Raw genomic sequence first — 20,057 nt, 5'->3', positions numbered from 1 at the left:
CCACCATGACAACGACGTCGACAGCCACCTCGCCGCCTACGGAGAGCCCCGGGCCTGCCAAAATCAAGCGCAAGGGTCTGAGCCAGCGCCGCGCCATCCTCACCTTCGTCGGACCGTTCGTCGTGCTGTTCGCGCTCTTCTACATCGTGCCGATTGCCTACGCGATCTACCAGTCATTCCTCACGGTGGAACGCGACGGCACCTTCGGCCCCGCCACCCAGGTGTTCGGCGGGTTCACCCAGTACGTGGCGGTCTTCCAGAACGACGAGTTCTGGGCATCCGTCGTGCGGGTTCTCCTGTTCGGTATCGTGCAGGTGCCGATCATGCTGGGGCTCGCGCTCCTGTTCGCGCTGCTGCTCGACTCGCCCCTGCTCAAGGGCAAGAAGTTCTTCCGGCTCGCGTTCTTCGCCCCCTACGCCGTGCCCGGCGTCATCGCGGCGATCATGTGGGGCTTCCTCTACTCCCCGACCCTGTCGCCGTTTGCGCCGGTCACCCAGAACGTCAGCTTCCTCTCCGCCGACCTCATCCTCTGGTCGATCGCGAACATCGTCACCTGGGTCTACGTCGGCTACAACATGCTGATCATCTACTCGGCGCTGCTCGCCATTCCCACCGAGATCTACGAGGCGGCGAAGCTCGACGGCGCCAACAACTGGCAGGTCGCGTGGAAGATCAAGATCCCCCTCGTGACGCCCGCCATCATCCTCACCGCGGTGTTCTCGATCATCGGCACGCTACAGCTGCTCGCCGAGCCGCAGACCCTGCGCAGCTTCAGCACGGCCATCAACAGCACCTTCACCCCGAACCTGGCCGTGTACACCACAGCATCCGTTCCGAACTACAGCCTCGCAGCCGCAATGTCGGTCGTGCTGGCGCTTGCGACCTTCGCGCTCTCGTTCGCGTTCCTCAAGGCAACCCAGAAGAAGGCATTCGCATGAGCACCTCCTCCATCGCCCGGCGGAAGGCCCCGGTCGCCGCGCCGCCCCGCCAGAACGGCGGGTCCAAGCGGGAGAACCCCATGTCGCGCGGCGCCGCGATGCTCATCATGGGCGTCTTCACCCTCTACTTCCTCACCCCCATCTGGTGGCTGTTCGTCTCCTCCACGAAGGACGTCGGGGAGTTCACCACCACTGCACCCCTGGGCTTCACCGCCGACGCGATCCCGAATTTCTTCGGCAACATCGGGAGGCTTTTCGCCTACAACGACGGCATCTTCCTCAAGTGGATCGGCAACAGTGTGCTCTACGCCGGCGTCGGCGCGCTTCTCGGAACCCTGTTCGCGGCGATGTGCGGCTACGCCTTGGCCAAGTACAACTTCCGGGGCCGCGAAGCGGTCTTCAACGTCGTGCTCAGTGGCGTGCTCGTGCCCGCGACCGCGCTCGCCCTGCCGCTCTTCCTGATCTTCAGCCAGATCGAGCTCACCAACACCTACTGGGCGGTTTTCCTTCCCAGCATCGTGAGCCCGTTCGGGGTGTACCTCGCCAGGATCTACGGCTCCTCGAGTGTGCCCGACGAGCTTCTCGAGGCCGCCCGCCTCGACGGTTCGGGCGAGATCCGCACCTTCTTCACGATCGCTGCGCGGCTCATGTCGCCGGCCCTCGTGACCATATTCCTGTTCCAGTTCGTCACGATCTGGAACAACTTCTTCCTGCCGCTCATCATGCTGCGGGACCAGAGCCTGTTTCCGGTGACCCTCGGTCTCTACGCCTGGAACAGTGCGATCGGCCAGAACCCAGAACTGAGGTCGTTCGTCATCATCGGCGCATTCGTGTCGATCCTGCCCCTGATCATCGCGTTCCTGAGTCTGCAGAGGTTCTGGAGCGGCGGCCTCGCCGCGGGCAGTGTCAAGTAGTCCATTCCCACCAGCCGGTCTCCCTCCGGTGCACCATCACACCGCACACGAAAAGGACAGAATATGCAACGCAAATTCAAGACAGTCGCTATGGCAGCGGCCGTCGTCTCCTCGCTCACCCTCGCGGGCTGCGCGACCGCGTCTGACGACGCAGCACCCGGCGAAGCCGCCGGCGACTGCGCTCCCTCCGACGGTCCCGTCGAACTGACCTTCACCAGCTGGGTTCCAGGAATGGACAAGGTTGTCGAGCTGTGGAACGAGCAGAACGAGGACATCCAGGTCGAGTTCCAGACCGGCCCGAACGGCAACTCGGGCACCTACCAGAACTTCTTCAACGAGATCAAGGCCGGCAACGCGTCTGACGTGGGCCAGATCGAGTACGACGCCCTGCCGAACTTCCGTGTGCAGGACGGCCTCGAGAACATCGCAGCCTGCGGCGACATCCTCGCTGCCGGCGACGACTTCGTCGACTGGACCTGGAGCCAGGTCACGTTCGGCGAGGACAACGCCGTCTACGCCATCCCGCAGGACAGCGGCCCCATGGCGATGTACTACCGCGCCGACCTCTTCGAGGCCGCCGGCATCCCCGTCCCCACCACCTGGGAGGAGTACGCGGCCGCCGCGGCGCTCATCAAGGCCGAGGGCTCGTTCATCACCAACTTCCCGAAGACCGACGTCAACTGGTTCGCGGGCATGGTCTGGCAGAACGGTGGCCAGTGGTTCGAGAACGACGGCGACAACTGGGGCGTCGAACTGACCTCCCCCGAGTCGATCGAGGTCGCCGACTACTGGCAGGCGCTGATCGACAACGAAGAGGTCTCGGCGCTCGCGTCGTTCTCGGACGAGTGGAACAACTCCTTCGACACCGGCCAGCAGTGGACCTGGATCTCCGCCGTCTGGGGAGCCTCGACGCTCTCCACCGGTGCCCCGAACCAGGCCGGCAACTGGCGCGTAGCTCCCATGCCGCAGTGGGAAGCCGGCGGAGAGGACGCCGGCAACTGGGGCGGATCCTCCACCGCAGTACTCAAGGGCTCTGACCACCCGTACGAGGCCGCGCAGTTCGCTCTGTGGCTGAACACCGACCCCGACGCGCTCGCCATGGCGAACGAGCTCGGCGGACTGTACCCGGCCTCGAAGGAGGGCGCGACTCTTCCCGCGTTCACCGGCGAGTCGGAGTACTACGGCGGACAGAAGATCTACGACGTCTTCGCTGAGGCCTCGGCCAACGTCATCCCCGACTTCCTGTGGGGACCGACCATGACCCAGACCTACACCGACGTGTCGGACGGCTTCGGCACGGTTCTCGGCGGCAGCGGTACTCTTGCTGATGCCCTCGCGGCCGGCGAAGAGAAGACCATCGAGGCACTCAAGGCGCAGTCGATTCCCGTACAGGAGTAGCTCACATCCATCGCATCATCCACCTCCGCGCCTCGGGCTCCAGTCTCGTACTGGACGCCCGGGGTGCGGGGGCACCTTTTTTTCTGCACTGGGGCTGTGACCTCGGACCGCTCTCGGATGCCGAGCTCGCGCAGCTGGCCGATTCGATCGCGCCGGCCGTCTCGCCGAGTTCAATCGACGGCCAGCTGAGGCTGAGCCTCGTTCCGCTCGAGAGTGAGGGCTGGAGCGGGTTGCCCGGCGTCGCCGGCGCGAACGACGCGGGACCGCTGTCGCCGGCCTTCCTGCTCACCGGCATCGATCAGACGAACGACAGCTCTCTTCGTGTGCGGCTCGCCGACGAGACCATCGGGCTCGAGCTGGAGGCCTCGATCGGGATCGACGCGCACGGCGTGCTCGAGTGCCGCAGCACCGTGACGAACCGCGCCCCTGACGCCTTCACTCTCTCGCGCCTCGCGGTCACGCTTCCGGTGCCGGCCCGCGCGCGCGAGCTGCTCGACTTTACCGGCCGCTGGTCGCACGAGCGCCGGCCGCAGCGCCGCAGCCTCGACCACGGCTCCTGGAGCCGGCAGTCCCGGCACGGTCGCACCGGACACGACAGCCCCTTCGTGCTCGTCGCGGGAACCGAGGGCTTCGGCTTCCGCTCCGGCGAGGTCTGGGCGGTGCACATCGCCTTCAGCGGCGACCAGCAGCTGAGCGCCGACTCCCACGCGACGGGCCACGCGCTGCTCTCCGGTGGCGAGCTGCTCGCCCCGGGCGAGGTGCGGCTGGAGCCGGGGCAGAGCCACCGGTCCCCCGCCGTAGTGGCCGCCTGGTCGGCCGAGGGTCTCGACGGGATCAGCGCCAGGTTCCACGATCGTGTTCGCGAGCGGCATCCGCTCCCTCTGCGCAAGGTCATCATGAACACCTGGGAGGCGGTCTACTTCGAGCACGACCTCGACCGCCTCACCTGCCTCGCCGAGACCGCCGCAGCGGTCGGCGTCGAGCGGTTCGTGCTCGACGACGGCTGGATGACCGGCCGCACCGACGATCGGCGTGCGCTGGGCGACTGGACCGTCGACCCGGTCAACTGGCCGGACGGACTGCATCCGCTCATCGACCGCGTGCACGCCCTCGGCATGGACTTCGGGCTCTGGGTGGAGCCGGAGATGGTCAGCGTCGACTCCGACCTTGCCCGCGCGCACCCCGAGTGGCTGCTGCGCGGCCGCGCCGACCGGCTTCCCCAGCCGTGGCGGCAGCAGTTCGCGCTCGACCTCGGCAACCCCGACGCGTTCGAGAACATCCTCGGGCAGCTCACGGCGCTGCTCGACGAGTATCCGATCGCGTACCTCAAGTGGGACCAGAACCGCGACCTGCTCGGTGGGTCGTCGCTGCGGCAGACGCGTGCCACCTACCGGCTCATGGACGCCCTGCGCGAGCGCTACCCCGGGCTCGAGATCGAGTCGTGCTCGTCGGGAGGCGCCCGCGTCGACCTCGGCGTGATCGAGCGCACCGACCGCATCTGGGTGAGCGACACCAACGACCCGCTCGAGCGGCAGTCGATCCAGCGCTGGACCGGGCTGCTGCTGCCCCCCGAATACCTCGGCAGCCACCTCGGCGCCCCGACGGCGCACACGACCGGCCGCACGAGCGACATGGGCCTGCGCCTGGCGACGGCGTTCTTCCTCTCCGCCGGCATCGAGTGGGACCTCGGACAGGCGGATGCCGCCGACCTGCAGGCCATTCGCACCTGGATCACGCTCTACACCCAGTCGAGGGCGCTGCTGCATTCCGGGCGGACGGTGCGGGCGGATGCCGCGGATCCCGCCATTCTCGTGCACGGCGTCGTCGCGCCGGATGCCGCGATCTTCGCGGTCGTCTGCCTCACGGCGCCGAGGGACGCCGTGCCTGCTCCCGTGCTCTTCCCCGGGCTCGACCCCGACACGAGGTACCGGATCGAGGTGCTCGACCTCGGTGCCGGCCCGCGCGTGATGCAGGACCAGGCACCCCCGTGGACCGAGTCGGGCGGCCTCGTGCTCTCCGGGCGGGTGCTCGGCGCGGTGGGCATCGCGATGCCACTCCTGCTGCCGGCGCAGGCGCTCGTGCTGAGGTGTGTGGCCGTCTGAGGCGTGCTGAGGTTGTTCCGCGGATGACGCCGTACGTAACCGAGGAGATTCGGCGCCACGCCGGGTAGATCGACCAGTCAGCGCGGCGTGTCGCAGAAACGCCTGTCGAGCGTGACGCGGTGGGGGTCGGGGTCGGGGTCGGGGTCGGGGTCGGGGTCGGGGTGGGCGACACGCCGCTCGGATGTCGGTGGCAATTGACATCATCGAATGTATGTTCGAATATGGAAAGATGCTTCACGCCGCAGTTCTCGCCGATCCCTTCGAGGGGGATCAGGGAGACGACGCTGCCCTGGGCGCCACCGTCGCCGGCAACACCGGCGACCCCGGCAACCCCGGCAGCACGGGCAGCACGGGCAACCCCGGCAACCCCGGCGACCCCGGCGACCCCGGCAACCCCGGCAGCACCGGCAACCCCGGCGAGACGGTGCGCGAGCTGCAGGCGCGCATCCGCCAGATGCAGGGAACCAAGCTCGATACCCGGAGTCTGCCGACGCACCCCGCGATCGCCTCGCTGCTGCCGGGCGGCGGACTCAAGCAGGGGGCGGCCTACTCGGTCGAGCGGTCGGCCACGCTGCTGATGGCCCTGCTCGCCGGCCCATCGGCTGCGGGATCCTGGTGCGGTGTCATCGGCGTTCCCGAGTTCGGGGTCGAGGCGGCCGCGCGCCACGGCATCGACCTCGACCGGCTCGTGCTCGTGCCGCACCCCGGAGACCAGTGGCTCGGGGTCACGGCCGCCATCGCCGACGTGCTCACGGTCGTGGTCACCCGGCCCCCGCGCCAGGCGAGCGACTCGAGCATCGCGCGGCTGGCCGCCCGGTTGCGCCAGCGCGGAGCCACCCTCATTGTGCTCGGCCCGTGGCCACAGACCGAGGCCATGCTGAGCATCTCGCACAGCAGCTGGAGCGGCATCGGCAACGGGCACGGCCATCTCGCCGCGCGCGAGGCGACCGTGACCGTCAGCACCCGCACGAGCGCCCGGCCCCGCAGTGCCCGGCTCTGGCTGCCAGGCCCCACCGGCCAGGTCAGTCGCATCGACACGCACCCGCTCGCGTGGCAGGGCGGCGGCCCCGTCGGCGTTCCGGCGCTGCGGCAGGAGGTGCTTGCCGGATGACCGCGACCTCGCCGACCTCGGTCACGCGCACGATCGTGCTCTGGTGCCCCGACTGGCCGATCGCGGCGGCCGCGCGCGCCCACGGCCTCGCGCCCGCTTCCGCGCCCGGTTCCGGTTCCGGGTCGGGTTCCGGTTCCGGTTCCGCGAACACGGATGCCGCCATCGCGCTCATCGAGAAGGGCCAGGTGTTCGCGTGCTCCGCCGCGGCCCGCCGGGAGGGCGTGAGGCGCGGCCTCCGCGTGCGCGAGGCGCAGAGCCGGTGCCCCGACCTCGTCGTGCTGCCCTACGACGCGGCCGTCGACATCCGCGCTTTCGACCCGGTGCTCGAGGCGATCGAGGAGGTGACCTCCGGTGCGCAGCTGCTGCGGCCGGGCATGTGCGCCATCCGCTCCCGCGGCCCGAGCCGCTTCTACGGCAGCGACGACGAGGCGGCGCTGTGGCTGCTCGACACCCTCGACGCCCTCGGCATCGACTCGCGGGTCGGCATCGCCGACGGACCGTTCACCGCCGAGCACGCCGCCCGCAGCGCCGTCCGGCCGCGAATCCGGGTCGTGCCGGAGGGTGGCTCGGCCGCCTTCCTCGCTCCCCTGCCGGTGCGGATGCTCGACCGCCCCCAGCTGACGACCCTGCTGCAGCGGCTGGGCATCCGCACCCTCGGCGAGTTCGCCGCGCTGCCGGCCGCCGACGTCGACGCGCGCTTCGGCCGGGAGGGCGCCCACCTGCACGCCCTGGCCGGCGGGCTCGACAGCCGTCGGATCATCCCGCGCACTCCCCCGCGCGAGCTCGACAGCTTCATCGAGTTCGAGCCGCCGCTCGACCGCATCGACCAGGTCGCGTTCGGGTTTCGGGCATCCGCCGACAGGTTCATCGAGGCCATCACGGCCGCGAAGCTCGTCTGCACGAGCATTCGGGTCGAGATCGACTCGGATGCCGGGGAGACCTCCGAGCGCAGCTGGCTGCATCCGCGCTCCTTCACCGCCGCCGACGTCATCGACCGCATCCGCTGGCAGCTGCAGGGCGGCGGCGGCGAGAGCGGGCTCAGCTCGCCGGTCAGCTACGTGCGGGTGGTGCCGGAGGCGGTCGACGCGATCAGCAACCATGAGCAGGGGCTGTGGGGAACGGCCGCCGACGAGCGCATCCACCACGGGCTCTCCCGCGTGCAGAGCATGCTCGGCCACGGCGGGGTGCTCACGGCCGTGATCGGCGGCGGACGCACCCTCGCCGACCGGCAGAACCTCGTCGCCTGGGGCGACCGGCCCGCGGCGGACCGTGACCCGGCGCCGCCCTGGCATGGCAGGCTGCCCGACCCGGCGCCGTCGACGGTGTTCGAGAAGCGACTGCCGGTCACGGTCGTCTCGGCGGCGGGCGAGCCCGTCACGGTCGACGGGCGCGGCGCCCTCTCCGCGGAGCCCGCCGGCCTCTCCGCCGGCACCACGGTTCGCGGGCTCACCGCCTGGGCGGGCCCGTGGCCGATCGAGGAGCGCTGGTGGGTCGAGGGTGCGGGGCGGTCAGGCAGATGCGACCGGTTCCAGGTCGTCGACGACACGGGGGTGGCCTGGCTGCTCGTCAGCGAGGGTGCCGGCTGGTGGGCGGAAGCAAGGTACGACTGATGGGCTGGAACAACCCCCCGATCCCGTGGTCGGAGTTCGAGCGCACCCTCTCCGACTCGCGGCGCCCCGGCGCACCCCCGACCGGCGCCGACGGCGGCGACAGCCCGGCCTGGTCGGCCAAGCGCCAGCCGTACGAGCCGCCCGTCGCGCCCGCGAATGCCGGCGCTCGCCCAGACCCCACCGGGGCAGTGCCCTACGCCGAGCTGCACGCCCACTCGAACTTCAGCTTTCTCGACGGTGCCTCCTCACCCGAGGAGCTGCTCGAGGAGGCGGCCGCGCTCGGCCTGTCCGCGCTGGGCCTCACCGACCGCGACGGCCTCTACGGCATCGTGCGGATGGCGGAGGCCGCCGAGTCGCATCCGCAGATCGCGACGGTGTTCGGCGCCGAGCTGTCGCTGGGCCTGAGCGCACCCCAACTGGGCGTCGCCGATCCGGAAGGCAGCCACCTCGTCGTGCTCGCGCGCCGCGAGGAGGGCTACCACCGGCTCGCCGGCGCGATCACCGCGGCCCAGCTCGCCGGCGGGGCGAAGGGCCGCCCGGTGTACGACCTCGACGAGCTCGCCGAACGGGCATCCGGGCACTGGATGCTGCTGACCGGGGGCCGCAAGGGCCTGGTGCGCCAAGCGCTGACCGGCACGCTGCCGAATGATGCGTCCCATCCGGCCGGGGAATCGGGCGAGGGCATCGCGGCGGCAACGCGCGAGGTCGACCGGCTCGTCGACCTCTTCGGGGCGGACAACGTCGTTGTCGAGCTCTACGACCAGGGCGGTCCGCTCGACAGCGATCACAACGACGCGCTGTTCGCCATCGCGCAGCGGCGCGGGCTGCGCGCGGTCGCCACCGGCAACGTGCACTACGCGACCCCGAAGCAGCACCACCTCGCCACGGCGCTCTCGGCCGTCCGCGCCAGGCGCAGCCTCGACGAGATGGACGGCTGGCTGCCGGCCTCCGGTGCCGCGCACCTGCGCTCCGGCCGCGAGATGGCGGCGCGGTTCTCCCGCTATCCGGGCGTCGTCGAGCAGAGCGTGGAGCTCGCCGCCGACCTGAGCTTCCGGTTGAGGAGCGCCCGCCCCGGCCTGCCGAAGCAGAAGGTGCCGGAGGGGCACACGCCGATGAGCTGGCTGCGGCACCTCGTCTGGCAGGGTGTCGCCGAGAAGTACCCGCGACTCACCCCGGAGGACCGCCGGCGCATCGAGCGTGAGCTCGAGGTGATCGAGGTCAAGGACTTCCCCGGCTACTTCCTCATCGTGCACGACATCGTCTCCTTCGCGAAGGGGCGCGGCATCCTCTGCCAGGGGCGGGGGTCGGCGGCGAACTCCGCCGTGTGCTTCGTGCTCGGCATCACGGCCGTCGACTCGATCTTCTACAAGCTGCCGTTCGAGCGGTTTCTGTCGAGCATGCGCGACGAGGAGCCCGACATCGACGTGGACTTCGACTCCGACCGGCGCGAGGAGGTGATCCAGTACGTCTACGGCAAGTACGGCAGACAGAACGCCGCGCAGGTCGCGAACGTCATCAGCTACCGGCCGAAGTTCGCGGTGCGCGACATGGCAAAGGCGCTCGGCTACTCCCCCGGCCAGCAGGACGCCTGGTCGAAGCAGGTCGAGCGATGGGGCGCAACGGTCTCGAGCGAGGACCACGATATTCCGGACGCCGTGATCGGCCTCGCGCGCGAGGTGCTGAAGTTCCCCCGCCACCTCGGCATCCACTCCGGCGGCATGGTGCTCACCGACCGCCCGGTGGGCGAGGTCGTACCGATCGAGCACGCCCGCATGGAGAAGCGCACTGTGCTGCAGTGGGACAAGGACGATTGCGCCTGGATGGGCCTGGTCAAGTTCGACCTGCTCGGCCTCGGGATGCTCGCCGCGCTGCAGCACACCTTCGACCTTGTGGCGGCGAACCTCGGCGAGAGCTGGAGTCTCGCGACCCTCCCGCGCGAGGAGGCGGGGGTCTACGACCAGCTGTGCCGCGCCGACTCGATCGGGGTGTTCCAGGTCGAGAGCCGCGCGCAGATGGGCCTGCTGCCGAGGCTGCAGCCGCGCCGCTTCTACGACCTCGTGGTGCAGATCGCGATGATTCGCCCCGGCCCCATCCAGGGTGGCGCGGTGCATCCGTTCGTGCGCCGGAAGCTCGGCACGGAGAAGGTCACCTACCTGCATCCGAAGCTCGTCGAGCCGCTCGAGCGCACCCTCGGCATCCCCGTCTTCCAGGAGCAGCTCATGCAGATGGCGATGGCCGTCGGCGGCTGCACCGGTGAAGACGCCGACCTGCTGCGTCGGGCGATGGGCTCCAAACGCGGGGTCGAGCGCATCGAGTCGCTGCGCGTCAAGCTCTACGCGGGGATGGCCGAGAACGGGCTCACGGGAGACGTTGCCGACGAGATCTACGGCAAGATCCAGGCGTTCGCGAACTTCGGATTCGCCGAGAGCCACTCGCTCAGCTTCGGCCTGCTCGTCTACGCGAGCTCGTGGCTGCGCCTGCACTACCCCGCCGCCTTCCTCGCCGCCCTGCTGCGCGCCCAGCCGATGGGCTTCTACTCCCCGCAGACCCTCGTGGCCGACGCGCGGCGGCACGGTGTCGAGGTGCGTCGGCCCGACATCCTCCGCTCGGGGGCGGATGCCGGGCTCGAGGCGCTCACCAGCAGGGCGCCGGATGCCGTGGCGCTGCCGACCGGATCGGCTCAGTGCCTGCAGTTCGAGCAACTACCCGTGCCCGTCTTCGACCGTACCGCCCACTTCGACTGCGACGACCACCGCCGCGACGGCGCGTTCGCCGTGCGGCTCGGGCTTGCCGAGGTACGGGGAATCGGGGCGGCACTCGCGTCGCGCATCGTCGAGGAACGCGCCACCCGCGACTATGCCGATATGGCCGACCTCGTCCACCGCGTGGGACTCGACACTGTGCAGCTCGAGTCCCTCGCCGCCGCCGGCGCCTTCGAGGCGTTCGGGATGTCCCAGCGCGAGGCTCTCTGGGCTGCGGGCGACGCAGCCCAGAACCGCGCCGAATACCTGCCAGGCAGCCACGTCTCGGTGCAGCCTCCCCTGTTCGAGCTGCCGACGGAGGCGGAGACGCTCGTGTCCGACCTCTGGGCCACCGGGATCTCCCCCACCGACCACCCGCTCCGCCACGTGCGAGAGGCCCTCGAGGTGCGCGGGGTGCTTTCTTCCACGCAGCTGCGGGTCGCGGAGTCGGGGCGCCGGGTCGAGGTGGGAGGCGTGGTCACCCACCGCCAGCGCCCGGCGACCGCGAGCGGGATCACGTTCATCAACCTCGAGGACGAGACCGGGCTCGTCAACGTCATCTGCAGCGTCGGAGTCTGGAACCGCTACCGGCGCATCACCAGGGAGGCGCCCGCTGTCATTGTGCGCGGCATCCTCGAGCGGTCCCCCGAGGGTGTCGTGAACCTGCTCGCCGACCGTTTCGAGGTGCTAACGCTCACGGCCAGGACGACCTCGCGCGACTTTCGGTGACGAGCCATCGCCGAGCCTGCGGCGCACCTCGCGCAGGGCGGCCTGGTACTGCGGGGTCAGCGGGTAGTGCCCGTGGGTGGCGATCGTGGGCAGATAGGTACGCAGGTCGAGTTCGCTGGCGCCGCTGTCGACCCCATTGCCCTCCCGGTAGCTGGCCGCCGGAAACCCGAGGAAGTCGGTGCGCCGCCACAGGTTCACCCAGGCCGGGTCCGACCCGCCTGACCGGAGGATGTCGACCAGGCTGTCCGTCCGGGGCCGCACCGCCGGTGCCTGCTCGTCCTCCCGCACCTGCGCGATCCATGGATCCGGCGCGGTGAGCGAGGGGCCGGCACACGGCCGGGTTCCCATCACCTCCGCGCCGAACAGCTCGGGGAAGAACCGTCCGAAGTACGGGCGCAGTTGCACCCCATAGGTGATCAGCCCGACACGGCCCATGGGCACGTCGCCCTGCCCCCGCAGCGCGAAGATGCACGCGGTCGCGAGCACGGCGCCGAGGCTGTGCGCGGAGAGGATGACGGAGCGCTCCGGGGTGCCGCCACCCGGAGACATCCACTCCCGGATCCGGCGGTTGACCTCCGGCACGACCCGCTCGGAGTAGCATGGCGGGCCGAACGGGTGCCCGGCCCTCGGCAGGAAGCAGATCAGGTCCCAGAGCAGCCCGAGGGGGCGCTCCTTGGTCGTGAGGGCGTTCGCCGCCACCGCGGCAAAGGCGGCCGCCGCGATGGCCGCGAGAACGGCGAGAGCGACATCCGGGGCCTGCTCGACAATGCTGTTCACGGCGGCACCCGGACCGCCCGAGAAGATCCTCTTCAGGTCGGGGGCCGCGGTGAGGGCGAGAGCAGCCCCGAAGAACCCCGCGAGGGCACCGAGCACCGGTTCCGCCCGATGCAGGATGCCGGCGGTGCGACGGGCGACGAGCACCCGCGGGGGCGGCGGCTGCGCAACCGGGATGCGCGCCGGTCCCCGCTCGCCGTAGCTCGCGAGCGCATAGCGCTCGTAGCCGGTGATCTCGTCGACGGTCGGTGTCGTGACGCCCGGGTAGCCGACCAGGTGCCGGGCGAAGACGGTGGCCACCCCGACCGCGAAGAGCACAACGATCACGAGGAACCAGAGGGCGAAGTCGGCCCAGACGTGGGGAACCTCGAGGGTCGGCGACGGGACGCCGCTCGCCTGCGGGCGGGATAGCCACGCCGCGACCCCGACGACCAGCACCGTCGACAGCGCCATGGCGATGCCGAGGGCGAGCAGCAGCACCACCCCCGGACCGGCGCCGCTCCACCCATCACGGGGCCTCCTGCGGGCGCGCCGGGGAAAGATGACGACGGCGAGCTGCGCACCGATGGCGACACCGGCGGTTGCGACGTAGAGCCACGGCTCCTCGGCGCCAAGAGGAAAAACGTCGGCGAGGAAGTAGCGGGAGAACGGCACGGCGATCACGAGGCCGACCAGCGTCGCTGTGACGGCCGGCGGCACACCCCGGCGCCAGCCGAGGGCCGCGATCGCGAGGACGAGCAGGATGCCGATGAGGTTGCCCGGCGTCGAGACGAGGCCGAGGAAGGGCGAGCTCACCGCGTCGAGCTCCCGCCCGGCGAAGCTCGTTGCGACAGCGGTACCGAGCAGCACCAACAGGCTTGCCACCAGCATCCAGAGCGCGGAGCGGCGGCGAACGAGCAGGCCCCGCCCAGGGGTGCCGGGCACGACGAGAAGGATGACGAGGCCCAGGCCGAGGGTGGCGAGCGCGAGCGATGCGGTCGTCCACGGGTTGGCCGCGAGCGGACCGGTCGCGAGGCAGTCCGGCGAGAAGAGCCGCTCGGGGCTGTCGCACTGCGGGAAGGCCGAGAAGAGCTGGTCCCACGCGAGCATCGCCGCGAGCAGGAAGGCCGATGCGGCGACGTGCAGCTTCTCGATTCCGCCGGTGACCCGCGACCTGCTCCAGAACGTGCGGGTGGCGAGCACGGGCCACGACAGCCCGGAGGTCGAGGCGGCGCTCATGAGCGCGACGCTCGCCTCGTAACGCGCCCGCGCGCGCGCCGACAGCAGATAGAGCACGAGCACTCCGGCCAGCGGAACGACAGCGAAGATGGCCAGGCGCGTGGCGCGTGGGATGCCTGCGAGGGCCACGAATTGCTCGGGAAGCCCCGCGCACAGCCCGCTCGCCCGGTAGCACTGCACGCCGACGAGCTCGATGCTGACCGTTCCGAGCGCCATGACGTAGAGCAGGGTCACACCCAGCCCGAAGGCGCGCACGTAGCCGGACCCGGGGCCGCCGCTCCAGGCCTGCTGGTCGCTCTGCTCGGGGATCCGCCTGGTCCAGTAGGCGACGTTCACGAGGCCGAACGGGAGCAGCAGGAACCAGCCGACGTGCACGATGAGCTGGCCAATTCCGGCGACGGCGCCGCCGTCGGACCGGGCCAGTGCTCCCCACGAGTACGCCTCCCGGCGCACCCCATCGGGAGCCGCGGATGCCCGCTCCCGCCAGAACCCGCCGAGGTCGTCGCCCCGATCCCGGGCGATGTCGCCCACCTCGCGCTCAAGCATCTCGGAGGGAGGGGTGTTCTTGATGCCGTGGATGCGCAACTCGAGCACTGTCTCCGGGTCGCGGGCGGGGCGCGGCCGGCGGAACCTCTCGAGTCCCAGCATCCCCGCTCCAATCATCGGATGCGGAACACGATACTCGCGGCGAACGGCCCGGTCCACGGTGCCCGCCCAGGGCTCTCCACCGTTGCGCGAATTGCCCACTTGTGTCGTGTCAGGGCGTGTGGAGGGGACACGTGTGGGTGACTCGCGGGTGGTGTGGTGTGGGGTGGGTGGACCGGGGGGGGTGGACCGGGCTGGGGCGCGCTACGGCCGCGCGACGTTTCGGCGCAGCAGGTCGATGCGCGCCTGCAGCTGACTCACCGTGGCAGATGCCACGGCCGGGCCGCCGCACGCGCGACGCAGCTCCGCGTGGATGAGACCGTGCGGCTCCCCGGAGAGCTTCGCGCGCATGCCGACGAGGCTGTTGAGCAGCTTCCGCTGCTCGACAAGGGTGCGGTACAGCGGGGCGGGCTCGGCAGGCTCGCCGGACTCGGCCCTACGCCGGTCCCTATCGGTCCCGCGCCTGGACTGCCGCGCCTGCCGTTGCTTGAGCAGGTCGCTCACCTGCTCCGGTTCGAGCAGCCCGGGGATCCCGATGAAGTCGAACTCCTCGTCGCTTCCGGGCTCGGCGAGCGAGCCGAACTCGTCCCCATCGAACACGACGCGGTCGAAGGTCGCCGACGACTCGATCGCCTCCCAGGAGAACTCGTTCAGGAGCTCGGACGAGGCCTTCTCCTCTTTCTCGGCGGCGTCCATCAGGTCGTCGTCGAGGCTGCCGTCGTCGGTGCTCTCTCTGTCGAGGGCGTGGTCGCGCTCGAGCTCGAGGGTCGCCGCGAGGGCCATCAGCGAGGGAACGCTGGGGAGGAAGATGCTCGCGGTCTCGCCGCGCCGCCTCGTGCGCACGAAGCGGCCGATGGCCTGCGCAAAAAACAGGGGGGTCGAGGCGGACGTCGCATACACGCCGACCGCGAGCCGCGGAACGTCGACGCCCTCCGAGACCATGCGCACCGCGACCATCCAGCGGCTCGTCCCGTGCGCGAATGCGTCGATCCGGTCGCTTGCCTCCTTCTCGTCCGACAGCACGATCGTGGGCGCCTCGCCGGTGATCTCCCGCAGGATGCCGGCATAGGCCTTGGCGGTGAAGTGGTCGGTCGCGATGACCAGGCCCCCGGCATCCGGGATCGAATGGCGCACCTCGCTGAGGCGCAGGTTGGCGGCGCGGAGCACGGCCGGGATCCACTCGCCCTCCGGGTTCAGCGCCGTGCGCCAGGCCTGCGCGGTGACATCCTTCGTGTCGCCCTCGCCGAGCCGCGCCTCCATCTCGTCGCCCATCTTGGTGCGCCAGCGCATCTTTCCGGCATAGGCCATGAAGATGACGGGGCGCACAACACCGTCGGCAAGCGCGCGGCCGTAACCGTAGTTGTAGTCGGTCTGCGACAGCCGGATGTTGTGCTCGTCGCGCAGGTAGCTGACGAACGGGATCGGGGCGGTGTCCGAGCGGAACGGCGTGCCGGTCAGCGACAGCCGCCTCGTCGCGGGCTCGAAGGCCTCCCGGATCGCGTCGCCCCAACTCAGCGCGTCGCCGCCGTGGTGCACCTCGTCGAGAATCACCAGGGTACGGCGGTCCTCAGTCAGGGCGCGGTGCAGCGCCGGAGCCATGGCGACCTGTGCGTAAGTGACGACAACGCCGTGGAACTGACGCCCACCCGTTCCGTGGTTGTTGCGGAAGCCCGGGTTGAGCCGGATGCTGGCGCGGTGGGCAGCCTCCGCCCACTGGCGCTTGAGGTGCTCGGTGGGAGCAACCACGGTGATCCTGTCGATCGAGCGCCTGGCAAGCAGTTCCGCCGCGAGCCGCAGTGCGAACGAGGTCTTACCTGCGCCCGGTGTCGCCGCGGCGAGGAAGTCACGCGGCTCGGTCTCGAAGTACAGGTCGAGGGCCTCAGCCTGCCAGGCCCGCAACCGTTGCGCTGTGCCTCTGGCAGCCCTCTCCGGGAAGGCCGGGGAGAGGTGTTCGGCGGCGAAGGTGCCGAACGTCGAGGGGATGCTCACTGGATGAAACTTTACCGCCACGCCGCCCGTTAAACGAACGGACTCCCCGCCGGGTGGGCGGGGAGTCCGTTGTCAGCTTGTGTGCGGAGCGGCTAGGACTTGCGGCCGCGAGTCACGAGACCGAAGATGAGCAGCACGACAATCGAGCCGCCGATCGCGAGCAGCCAGGTCTGGATGGAGAAGAAGTCCTCCAGGGGCGCATCGAACAGCGCGCTTCCGATGAAACCGCCAAGCAGGGCACCGACGACGCCGAGCACCAGAGTGATCAGCCATCCACCGCCCTGGCTGCCGGGAAGAATTGCCTTCGCGATTGCGCCAGCGAGCAATCCAAGAATGATCCAACCAATGATTCCCATAACGACCTCCCAGTCGATCGTGGTGCTGTAGTAAGTCCAGCTACAGCTGGGATCGAGCCCGATTTGGGCACAACCCCGAGTGCATCGTGTGTGATGCAAGAATTCAGCCTGCCATACCCCCCGAGCGGGGCACAAGTCGACGTGAGTCTTCTTCGCGAGGGGTAGAGGAACTGAGGGAATTCGGGTATGAGTACTTATCGAGGTGGCTTTGGGGGGGTCGATGAGGCACTCTGGGGAGCATGACTCAGCATCACCCATGGTCGCGGTACGTCGCCCTCGGCGACTCCTTCACGGAGGGCATCGGTGACCCGGAACCGCGATCGCCGGGAGGCCACCGGGGCTGGGCAGATCGCGTCGCCGAAGTCCTCGCAACCCGCACCGACGGTTTCGCCTACGCGAACCTGGCCATCCGTGGACGCCTACTGCAGCAGATCATCGACGAGCAGGTCGACGCCGCACTTGAGCTGCGCCCCGACCTCATCACCCTCTCGGGCGGCGGCAACGACATCATCCGCCCCAACACCGACCCCGACGTGATCGCCGATCGGCTCGAGGGAGCGGTGGAGCGGCTGCGTTCCGACGGCGCGACCGTCGTGCTGTTCAATGGGCCGGACATCGGGATGACTCCGGTTCTCAACCGCTCCCGTGGAAAGGTCGCGATCTACAACGAGAACCTGCGTGGGGTCGCCGCCCGCCACGATGCGATCATCGCCGACATGTGGGCGCTGCGTGAGCTGAAGGACCCGCGCATGTGGGCGCCGGACCGGCTGCACTTCTCACCCATCGGCCACACAACGGTCGCGCGAATGGTTCTCGACTCGCTCGGCGTCGACAACGAGCTCGAACCGTACAACCCGGAACCGCTCCTCCACCGTCCGTGGCGACAGGCGCGCGTCGAGGACATGGGCTGGGCCCGCGAGTACCTCGTGCCGTGGGTCGTGCGGCGGATCCGCCACCAGTCGTCCGGCGACGGCGTCAGCGCCAAGCGTCCGACGGCCGACGGTATGTCGGGACCCGGCCGCGGAGCGTTCGGCCCCGACGCGGCTCAGCGTCCGTAGGCGGATGCCGCGGGGCAGTCGAACGGGTCGCCGCCGGCCGCGATGCCGACTCGGTTCAGGTACTGGATGACGATCCCATACGACTGCACGAGCGACGTCTCGGTGTAGGGGATCTTGTGGGTTGCGCAGTACTCTTTCGCGATCGCCTGGGCCCTCGCGAGGTGGGGCCGGGGCATGTTCGGGAAGAGGTGGTGCTCGATCTGGTAGTTGAGGCCACCCATGAAGGTGTCCATCGCCCAGTTTCCCTTGATGTTGCGCGACGTAAGCACCTGACGGCGTAGGAAGTCGACCTTGGAATCGCGCGGAAGGATCGGCATTCCCTTGTGGTTCGGCGCGAAGGACGCACCCATGTAGAGACCGAAGACCGCGAGCTGCACTCCGATGAAGGCGAAACCGAGCCCGACGGGAAGGACCAGGAAGATGACGGCGACGTAGGCGGTGAGCCGGGTGACGATCATCGAGATCTCGACCCAGCGCTTGTCGACCTTGCCGCGTCCGAACACGGTCTTGAGGCCCAGGATGTGCAGGTTGAGCCCCTCGAGCAGGAGCGCGGGGAAGAAGAGCCAGCCCTGGCGCTTCGTGGCCCAGGCGTACAGGCCCTTCGCCTTCGCGGCATCCTCCGGGATGAACGACACGAAGTCCCGCTCGATATCCGGGTCCTTGCCGATGATGTTGGGGTTCGCGTGGTGACGGCTGTGCTTGGTCATCCACCATGAGTAGCTGATGCCGACGAAGACGTTGGCGAGGATGCGTCCGGCGAGGTCGTTCGTCTTGCCTGATTCGAACACCTGGCGGTGTGCGGTCTCGTGGGCGAGGAACGCGTACTGGGTAAGAATGATGCCGAGTGCGGCGGCCATGAGCAGCTGGAACCAGGAGTCCCCGAGGAGGATGAATCCGGTGATGACACCGCCCAGCGCCGCGGTGACGATGCTGAACATCATGACGTAGAAGCCCGTGCGACGCTGCAGGAGTCCGGCGTCACGCACGGTGCGCAGCAACGAGGAGTACTCGGTCGTGGGGTTCGCCGAGTTTCCGCCCGGCTTCGTCTTCGTAAACGTGACGACAGGCGACGCGATGGATTGTCCGCTCATAAAGTTGGAGCCCCGTTCCGGCTGTTGACTTCCCAGTCGAAATGTACGAGCGATTGCTCTCGCGGATTCGTCAATTATATCCAGGGACCTGTGAAAAGCGTGGATAGAGCTCGATCGGATTTGCCCTCACCATCTGGCAGCAATTCGAAGGGATTGAACAGGCGCCACCATGGGCCGGGATCGGCGATGCCGGCATCGAGCACGAGCGGCACGGTCACCTGCGAGTCACCGACGGTGAAGACCACCTCGCCGATAGTGTCGCCGCGGGCGGCCGTCACTATTGGCTGCACTCTGACCGCGCCGCTCACCGGAGTGTCCGACCAGACGAGAACGGACGAGGTCTCCGCCGCGACGGCATTGGCGCTCTCGCCCCAGTCGGTGGAGTACGAGGCGAACACCTCGCCTTGCTCGGCGAGCGGGACCTCGTGGAACTGGGCGCCGATGCCGTCGACGAGCGAGCGGATCGCGACCTCCAGCGATTCGCGGTTCTCGCCGCCGAGGACGACCCCCACGACCGTCACCACGGACGACCCGACCGTGTACTCGGTCGAGAACAACAGGCATGATCCCGCCTCCTCGAGTGTTCCCGTCTTGATCCCGTCGATGCTCTCGACGCCGAGGAGCTTGTTCGTGTTCTTCAGGATGCCGATGTAGGGCACGTCGACGGTGGTGGAGGCGACGATGTCGGCGACCACCGGGTTCTCGAGCGCGAGCTTGGCGATTCGGAGGAGGTCTGGAACGCTGCTGACGTTGCGCGGCGACATGCCCGTCGGCTCGACGATGACGGTGGAGTTGAATCCGCGCGCGGTGAGCCACGACGCTGTGGCGTCCACGAACGCGGCCTGCGAACCGAACGCCCACCCGACGAGGGACTCGGCGTAGTTGTTCGCCGAGGAGACGAGCACGACCTCGAGCAGATCGCGCTGGCTCATCGAGAGGCCGCCCGTGACCGGCTCGACAATGCCGCCCACTCGCTGGTACTTGCCGTACAGCTCCACGTCGGCCTGGCTGAAGACGATGGAGGGTCCGTCCTCGCCGACAGCGAGCGGTTTCGCGTCGAGCACGACGAGGGTGGAGATCACCTTGCTGATGCTCGCAATGGGCAGCGCCTTGTCCGAGCCGCTCGAGGCGAGCACGCCGTCGAATCCGACCGCAGAGATCCCGCTTGCCCCGACGCCGGGGAACGCGAGCGCGGCGGCATCGCGCACCGGCGCCTCGAAGGGGTCGATGCTCGCGCTGGCAGGCCCGATGGGGGCAGTGAGGGTCATCGGGAGATACACGCCCCCGGCGGCGACCACGGCGACGATGACGACCGCTGCGACCCGCCGACGGAGCAGAACCGAGCGGCGGGGAGTGGACACGTCGCAATGTTAGGCCAACTCC

General features: G+C 69.3%; 13 protein-coding genes. 8 read left to right on the top strand and 5 right to left on the bottom strand.

Annotated elements, in window-relative coordinates:
* The first annotated feature begins 5 nt into the window (after positions 1 to 5).
* From BHD05_RS10910 to BHD05_RS10880, 7 genes are all read left to right on the top strand, one after another.
* On the top strand, positions 6 to 938 hold the full coding sequence (locus BHD05_RS10910) for a carbohydrate ABC transporter permease (protein WP_161886453.1): 933 nt from the start codon (positions 6 to 8) through the stop codon (positions 936 to 938).
* A complete protein-coding gene (locus BHD05_RS10905; RefSeq protein WP_236966507.1) occupies positions 935 to 1,852 on the top strand; it encodes a carbohydrate ABC transporter permease in 918 nt (305 codons plus the stop codon). Before BHD05_RS10910 ends, BHD05_RS10905 begins: the two co-directional genes overlap by 4 nt.
* A 63-nt stretch (positions 1,853 to 1,915) precedes the next feature.
* On the top strand, positions 1,916 to 3,250 hold the full coding sequence (locus BHD05_RS10900; RefSeq protein ID WP_161886452.1) for an ABC transporter substrate-binding protein: 1,335 nt from the start codon (positions 1,916 to 1,918) through the stop codon (positions 3,248 to 3,250).
* 5 nt (positions 3,251 to 3,255) lie between these two features.
* Positions 3,256 to 5,352 (top strand): alpha-galactosidase, encoded by a 2,097-nt coding sequence (locus BHD05_RS10895; protein WP_161887492.1) that lies wholly within the window; start codon positions 3,256 to 3,258, stop codon positions 5,350 to 5,352.
* A 211-nt stretch (positions 5,353 to 5,563) separates the two neighbouring features.
* Positions 5,564 to 6,463 carry a collagen-like triple helix repeat-containing protein gene (locus BHD05_RS10890; protein ID WP_236966506.1) on the top strand — a complete coding sequence of 300 codons (900 nt, stop codon included), beginning with the start codon at positions 5,564 to 5,566 and terminating at the stop codon, positions 6,461 to 6,463.
* Positions 6,460 to 8,073, top strand: a complete 1,614-nt coding sequence (locus BHD05_RS10885) for a DNA polymerase Y family protein (protein WP_161886451.1) — start codon at positions 6,460 to 6,462, stop codon at positions 8,071 to 8,073. The genes BHD05_RS10890 and BHD05_RS10885 overlap by 4 nt, the downstream gene beginning before the upstream one ends.
* Positions 8,073 to 11,543: an error-prone DNA polymerase gene (locus tag BHD05_RS10880; protein ID WP_161886450.1), complete on the top strand. Its 3,471-nt coding sequence runs from the start codon at positions 8,073 to 8,075 to the stop codon at positions 11,541 to 11,543. The genes BHD05_RS10885 and BHD05_RS10880 overlap by 1 nt, the downstream gene beginning before the upstream one ends.
* Here the strand turns inward: BHD05_RS10880 and BHD05_RS10875 are convergent.
* The 3 genes from BHD05_RS10875 to BHD05_RS10865 form a co-directional block, all read right to left on the bottom strand.
* Positions 11,502 to 14,282 (bottom strand): hypothetical protein, encoded by a 2,781-nt coding sequence (locus BHD05_RS10875; RefSeq protein ID WP_161886449.1) that lies wholly within the window; start codon positions 14,280 to 14,282, stop codon positions 11,502 to 11,504. The genes BHD05_RS10880 and BHD05_RS10875 overlap by 42 nt on opposite strands.
* A 102-nt stretch (positions 14,283 to 14,384) precedes the next feature.
* A complete protein-coding gene (locus BHD05_RS10870; protein ID WP_161886448.1) occupies positions 14,385 to 16,169 on the bottom strand; it encodes a DEAD/DEAH box helicase in 1,785 nt (594 codons plus the stop codon).
* A gap of 92 nt (positions 16,170 to 16,261) precedes the next feature.
* Positions 16,262 to 16,525 (bottom strand): GlsB/YeaQ/YmgE family stress response membrane protein, encoded by a 264-nt coding sequence (locus tag BHD05_RS10865; protein ID WP_161886447.1) that lies wholly within the window; start codon positions 16,523 to 16,525, stop codon positions 16,262 to 16,264.
* 239 nt (positions 16,526 to 16,764) lie between these two features.
* Between BHD05_RS10865 and BHD05_RS10860 the strand changes: the two genes are divergently transcribed.
* Positions 16,765 to 17,583 (top strand): SGNH/GDSL hydrolase family protein, encoded by an 819-nt coding sequence (locus BHD05_RS10860; protein WP_161886446.1) that lies wholly within the window; start codon positions 16,765 to 16,767, stop codon positions 17,581 to 17,583.
* On the opposite strand, the gene BHD05_RS10855 is transcribed toward BHD05_RS10860, so the two are convergent.
* Together BHD05_RS10855 and BHD05_RS10850 are read right to left on the bottom strand one after the other, a co-directional pair.
* Positions 17,571 to 18,674, bottom strand: a complete 1,104-nt coding sequence (locus BHD05_RS10855; RefSeq protein WP_161886445.1) for a fatty acid desaturase family protein — start codon at positions 18,672 to 18,674, stop codon at positions 17,571 to 17,573. The genes BHD05_RS10860 and BHD05_RS10855 overlap by 13 nt on opposite strands.
* A 74-nt stretch (positions 18,675 to 18,748) precedes the next feature.
* Entirely contained in the window at positions 18,749 to 20,035 is a 1,287-nt protein-coding gene (locus BHD05_RS10850) for a D-alanyl-D-alanine carboxypeptidase family protein (RefSeq protein WP_161886444.1), read from the bottom strand.
* Positions 20,036 to 20,057 lie beyond the last annotated feature (22 nt).

Origin of the sequence: Marisediminicola antarctica, assembly GCF_009930795.1 — a bacterium.
In the GTDB taxonomy this organism is placed as follows: Bacteria; Actinomycetota; Actinomycetes; order Actinomycetales; family Microbacteriaceae; genus Marisediminicola; species Marisediminicola antarctica.
The sequence above is the reverse complement of the archived record's forward strand: the minus strand, read 5'-3'. Positions and strand labels throughout refer to the sequence as shown.

Coding starts and splice junctions, on each gene's coding strand:
- BHD05_RS10910 (WP_161886453.1), top strand. CDS start 6: ATGACAACGACGTCGACAGCCACCTCGCCGCCTACGGAGAGCCCCGGG.
- BHD05_RS10905 (WP_236966507.1), top strand. CDS start 935: ATGAGCACCTCCTCCATCGCCCGGCGGAAGGCCCCGGTCGCCGCGCCG.
- BHD05_RS10900 (WP_161886452.1), top strand. CDS start 1,916: ATGCAACGCAAATTCAAGACAGTCGCTATGGCAGCGGCCGTCGTCTCC.
- BHD05_RS10890 (WP_236966506.1), top strand. CDS start 5,564: ATGTTCGAATATGGAAAGATGCTTCACGCCGCAGTTCTCGCCGATCCC.
- BHD05_RS10885 (WP_161886451.1), top strand. CDS start 6,460: ATGACCGCGACCTCGCCGACCTCGGTCACGCGCACGATCGTGCTCTGG.
- BHD05_RS10880 (WP_161886450.1), top strand. CDS start 8,073: ATGGGCTGGAACAACCCCCCGATCCCGTGGTCGGAGTTCGAGCGCACC.
- BHD05_RS10865 (WP_161886447.1), bottom strand. CDS start 16,525: ATGGGAATCATTGGTTGGATCATTCTTGGATTGCTCGCTGGCGCAATC.
- BHD05_RS10860 (WP_161886446.1), top strand. CDS start 16,765: ATGACTCAGCATCACCCATGGTCGCGGTACGTCGCCCTCGGCGACTCC.
- BHD05_RS10855 (WP_161886445.1), bottom strand. CDS start 18,674: ATGAGCGGACAATCCATCGCGTCGCCTGTCGTCACGTTTACGAAGACG.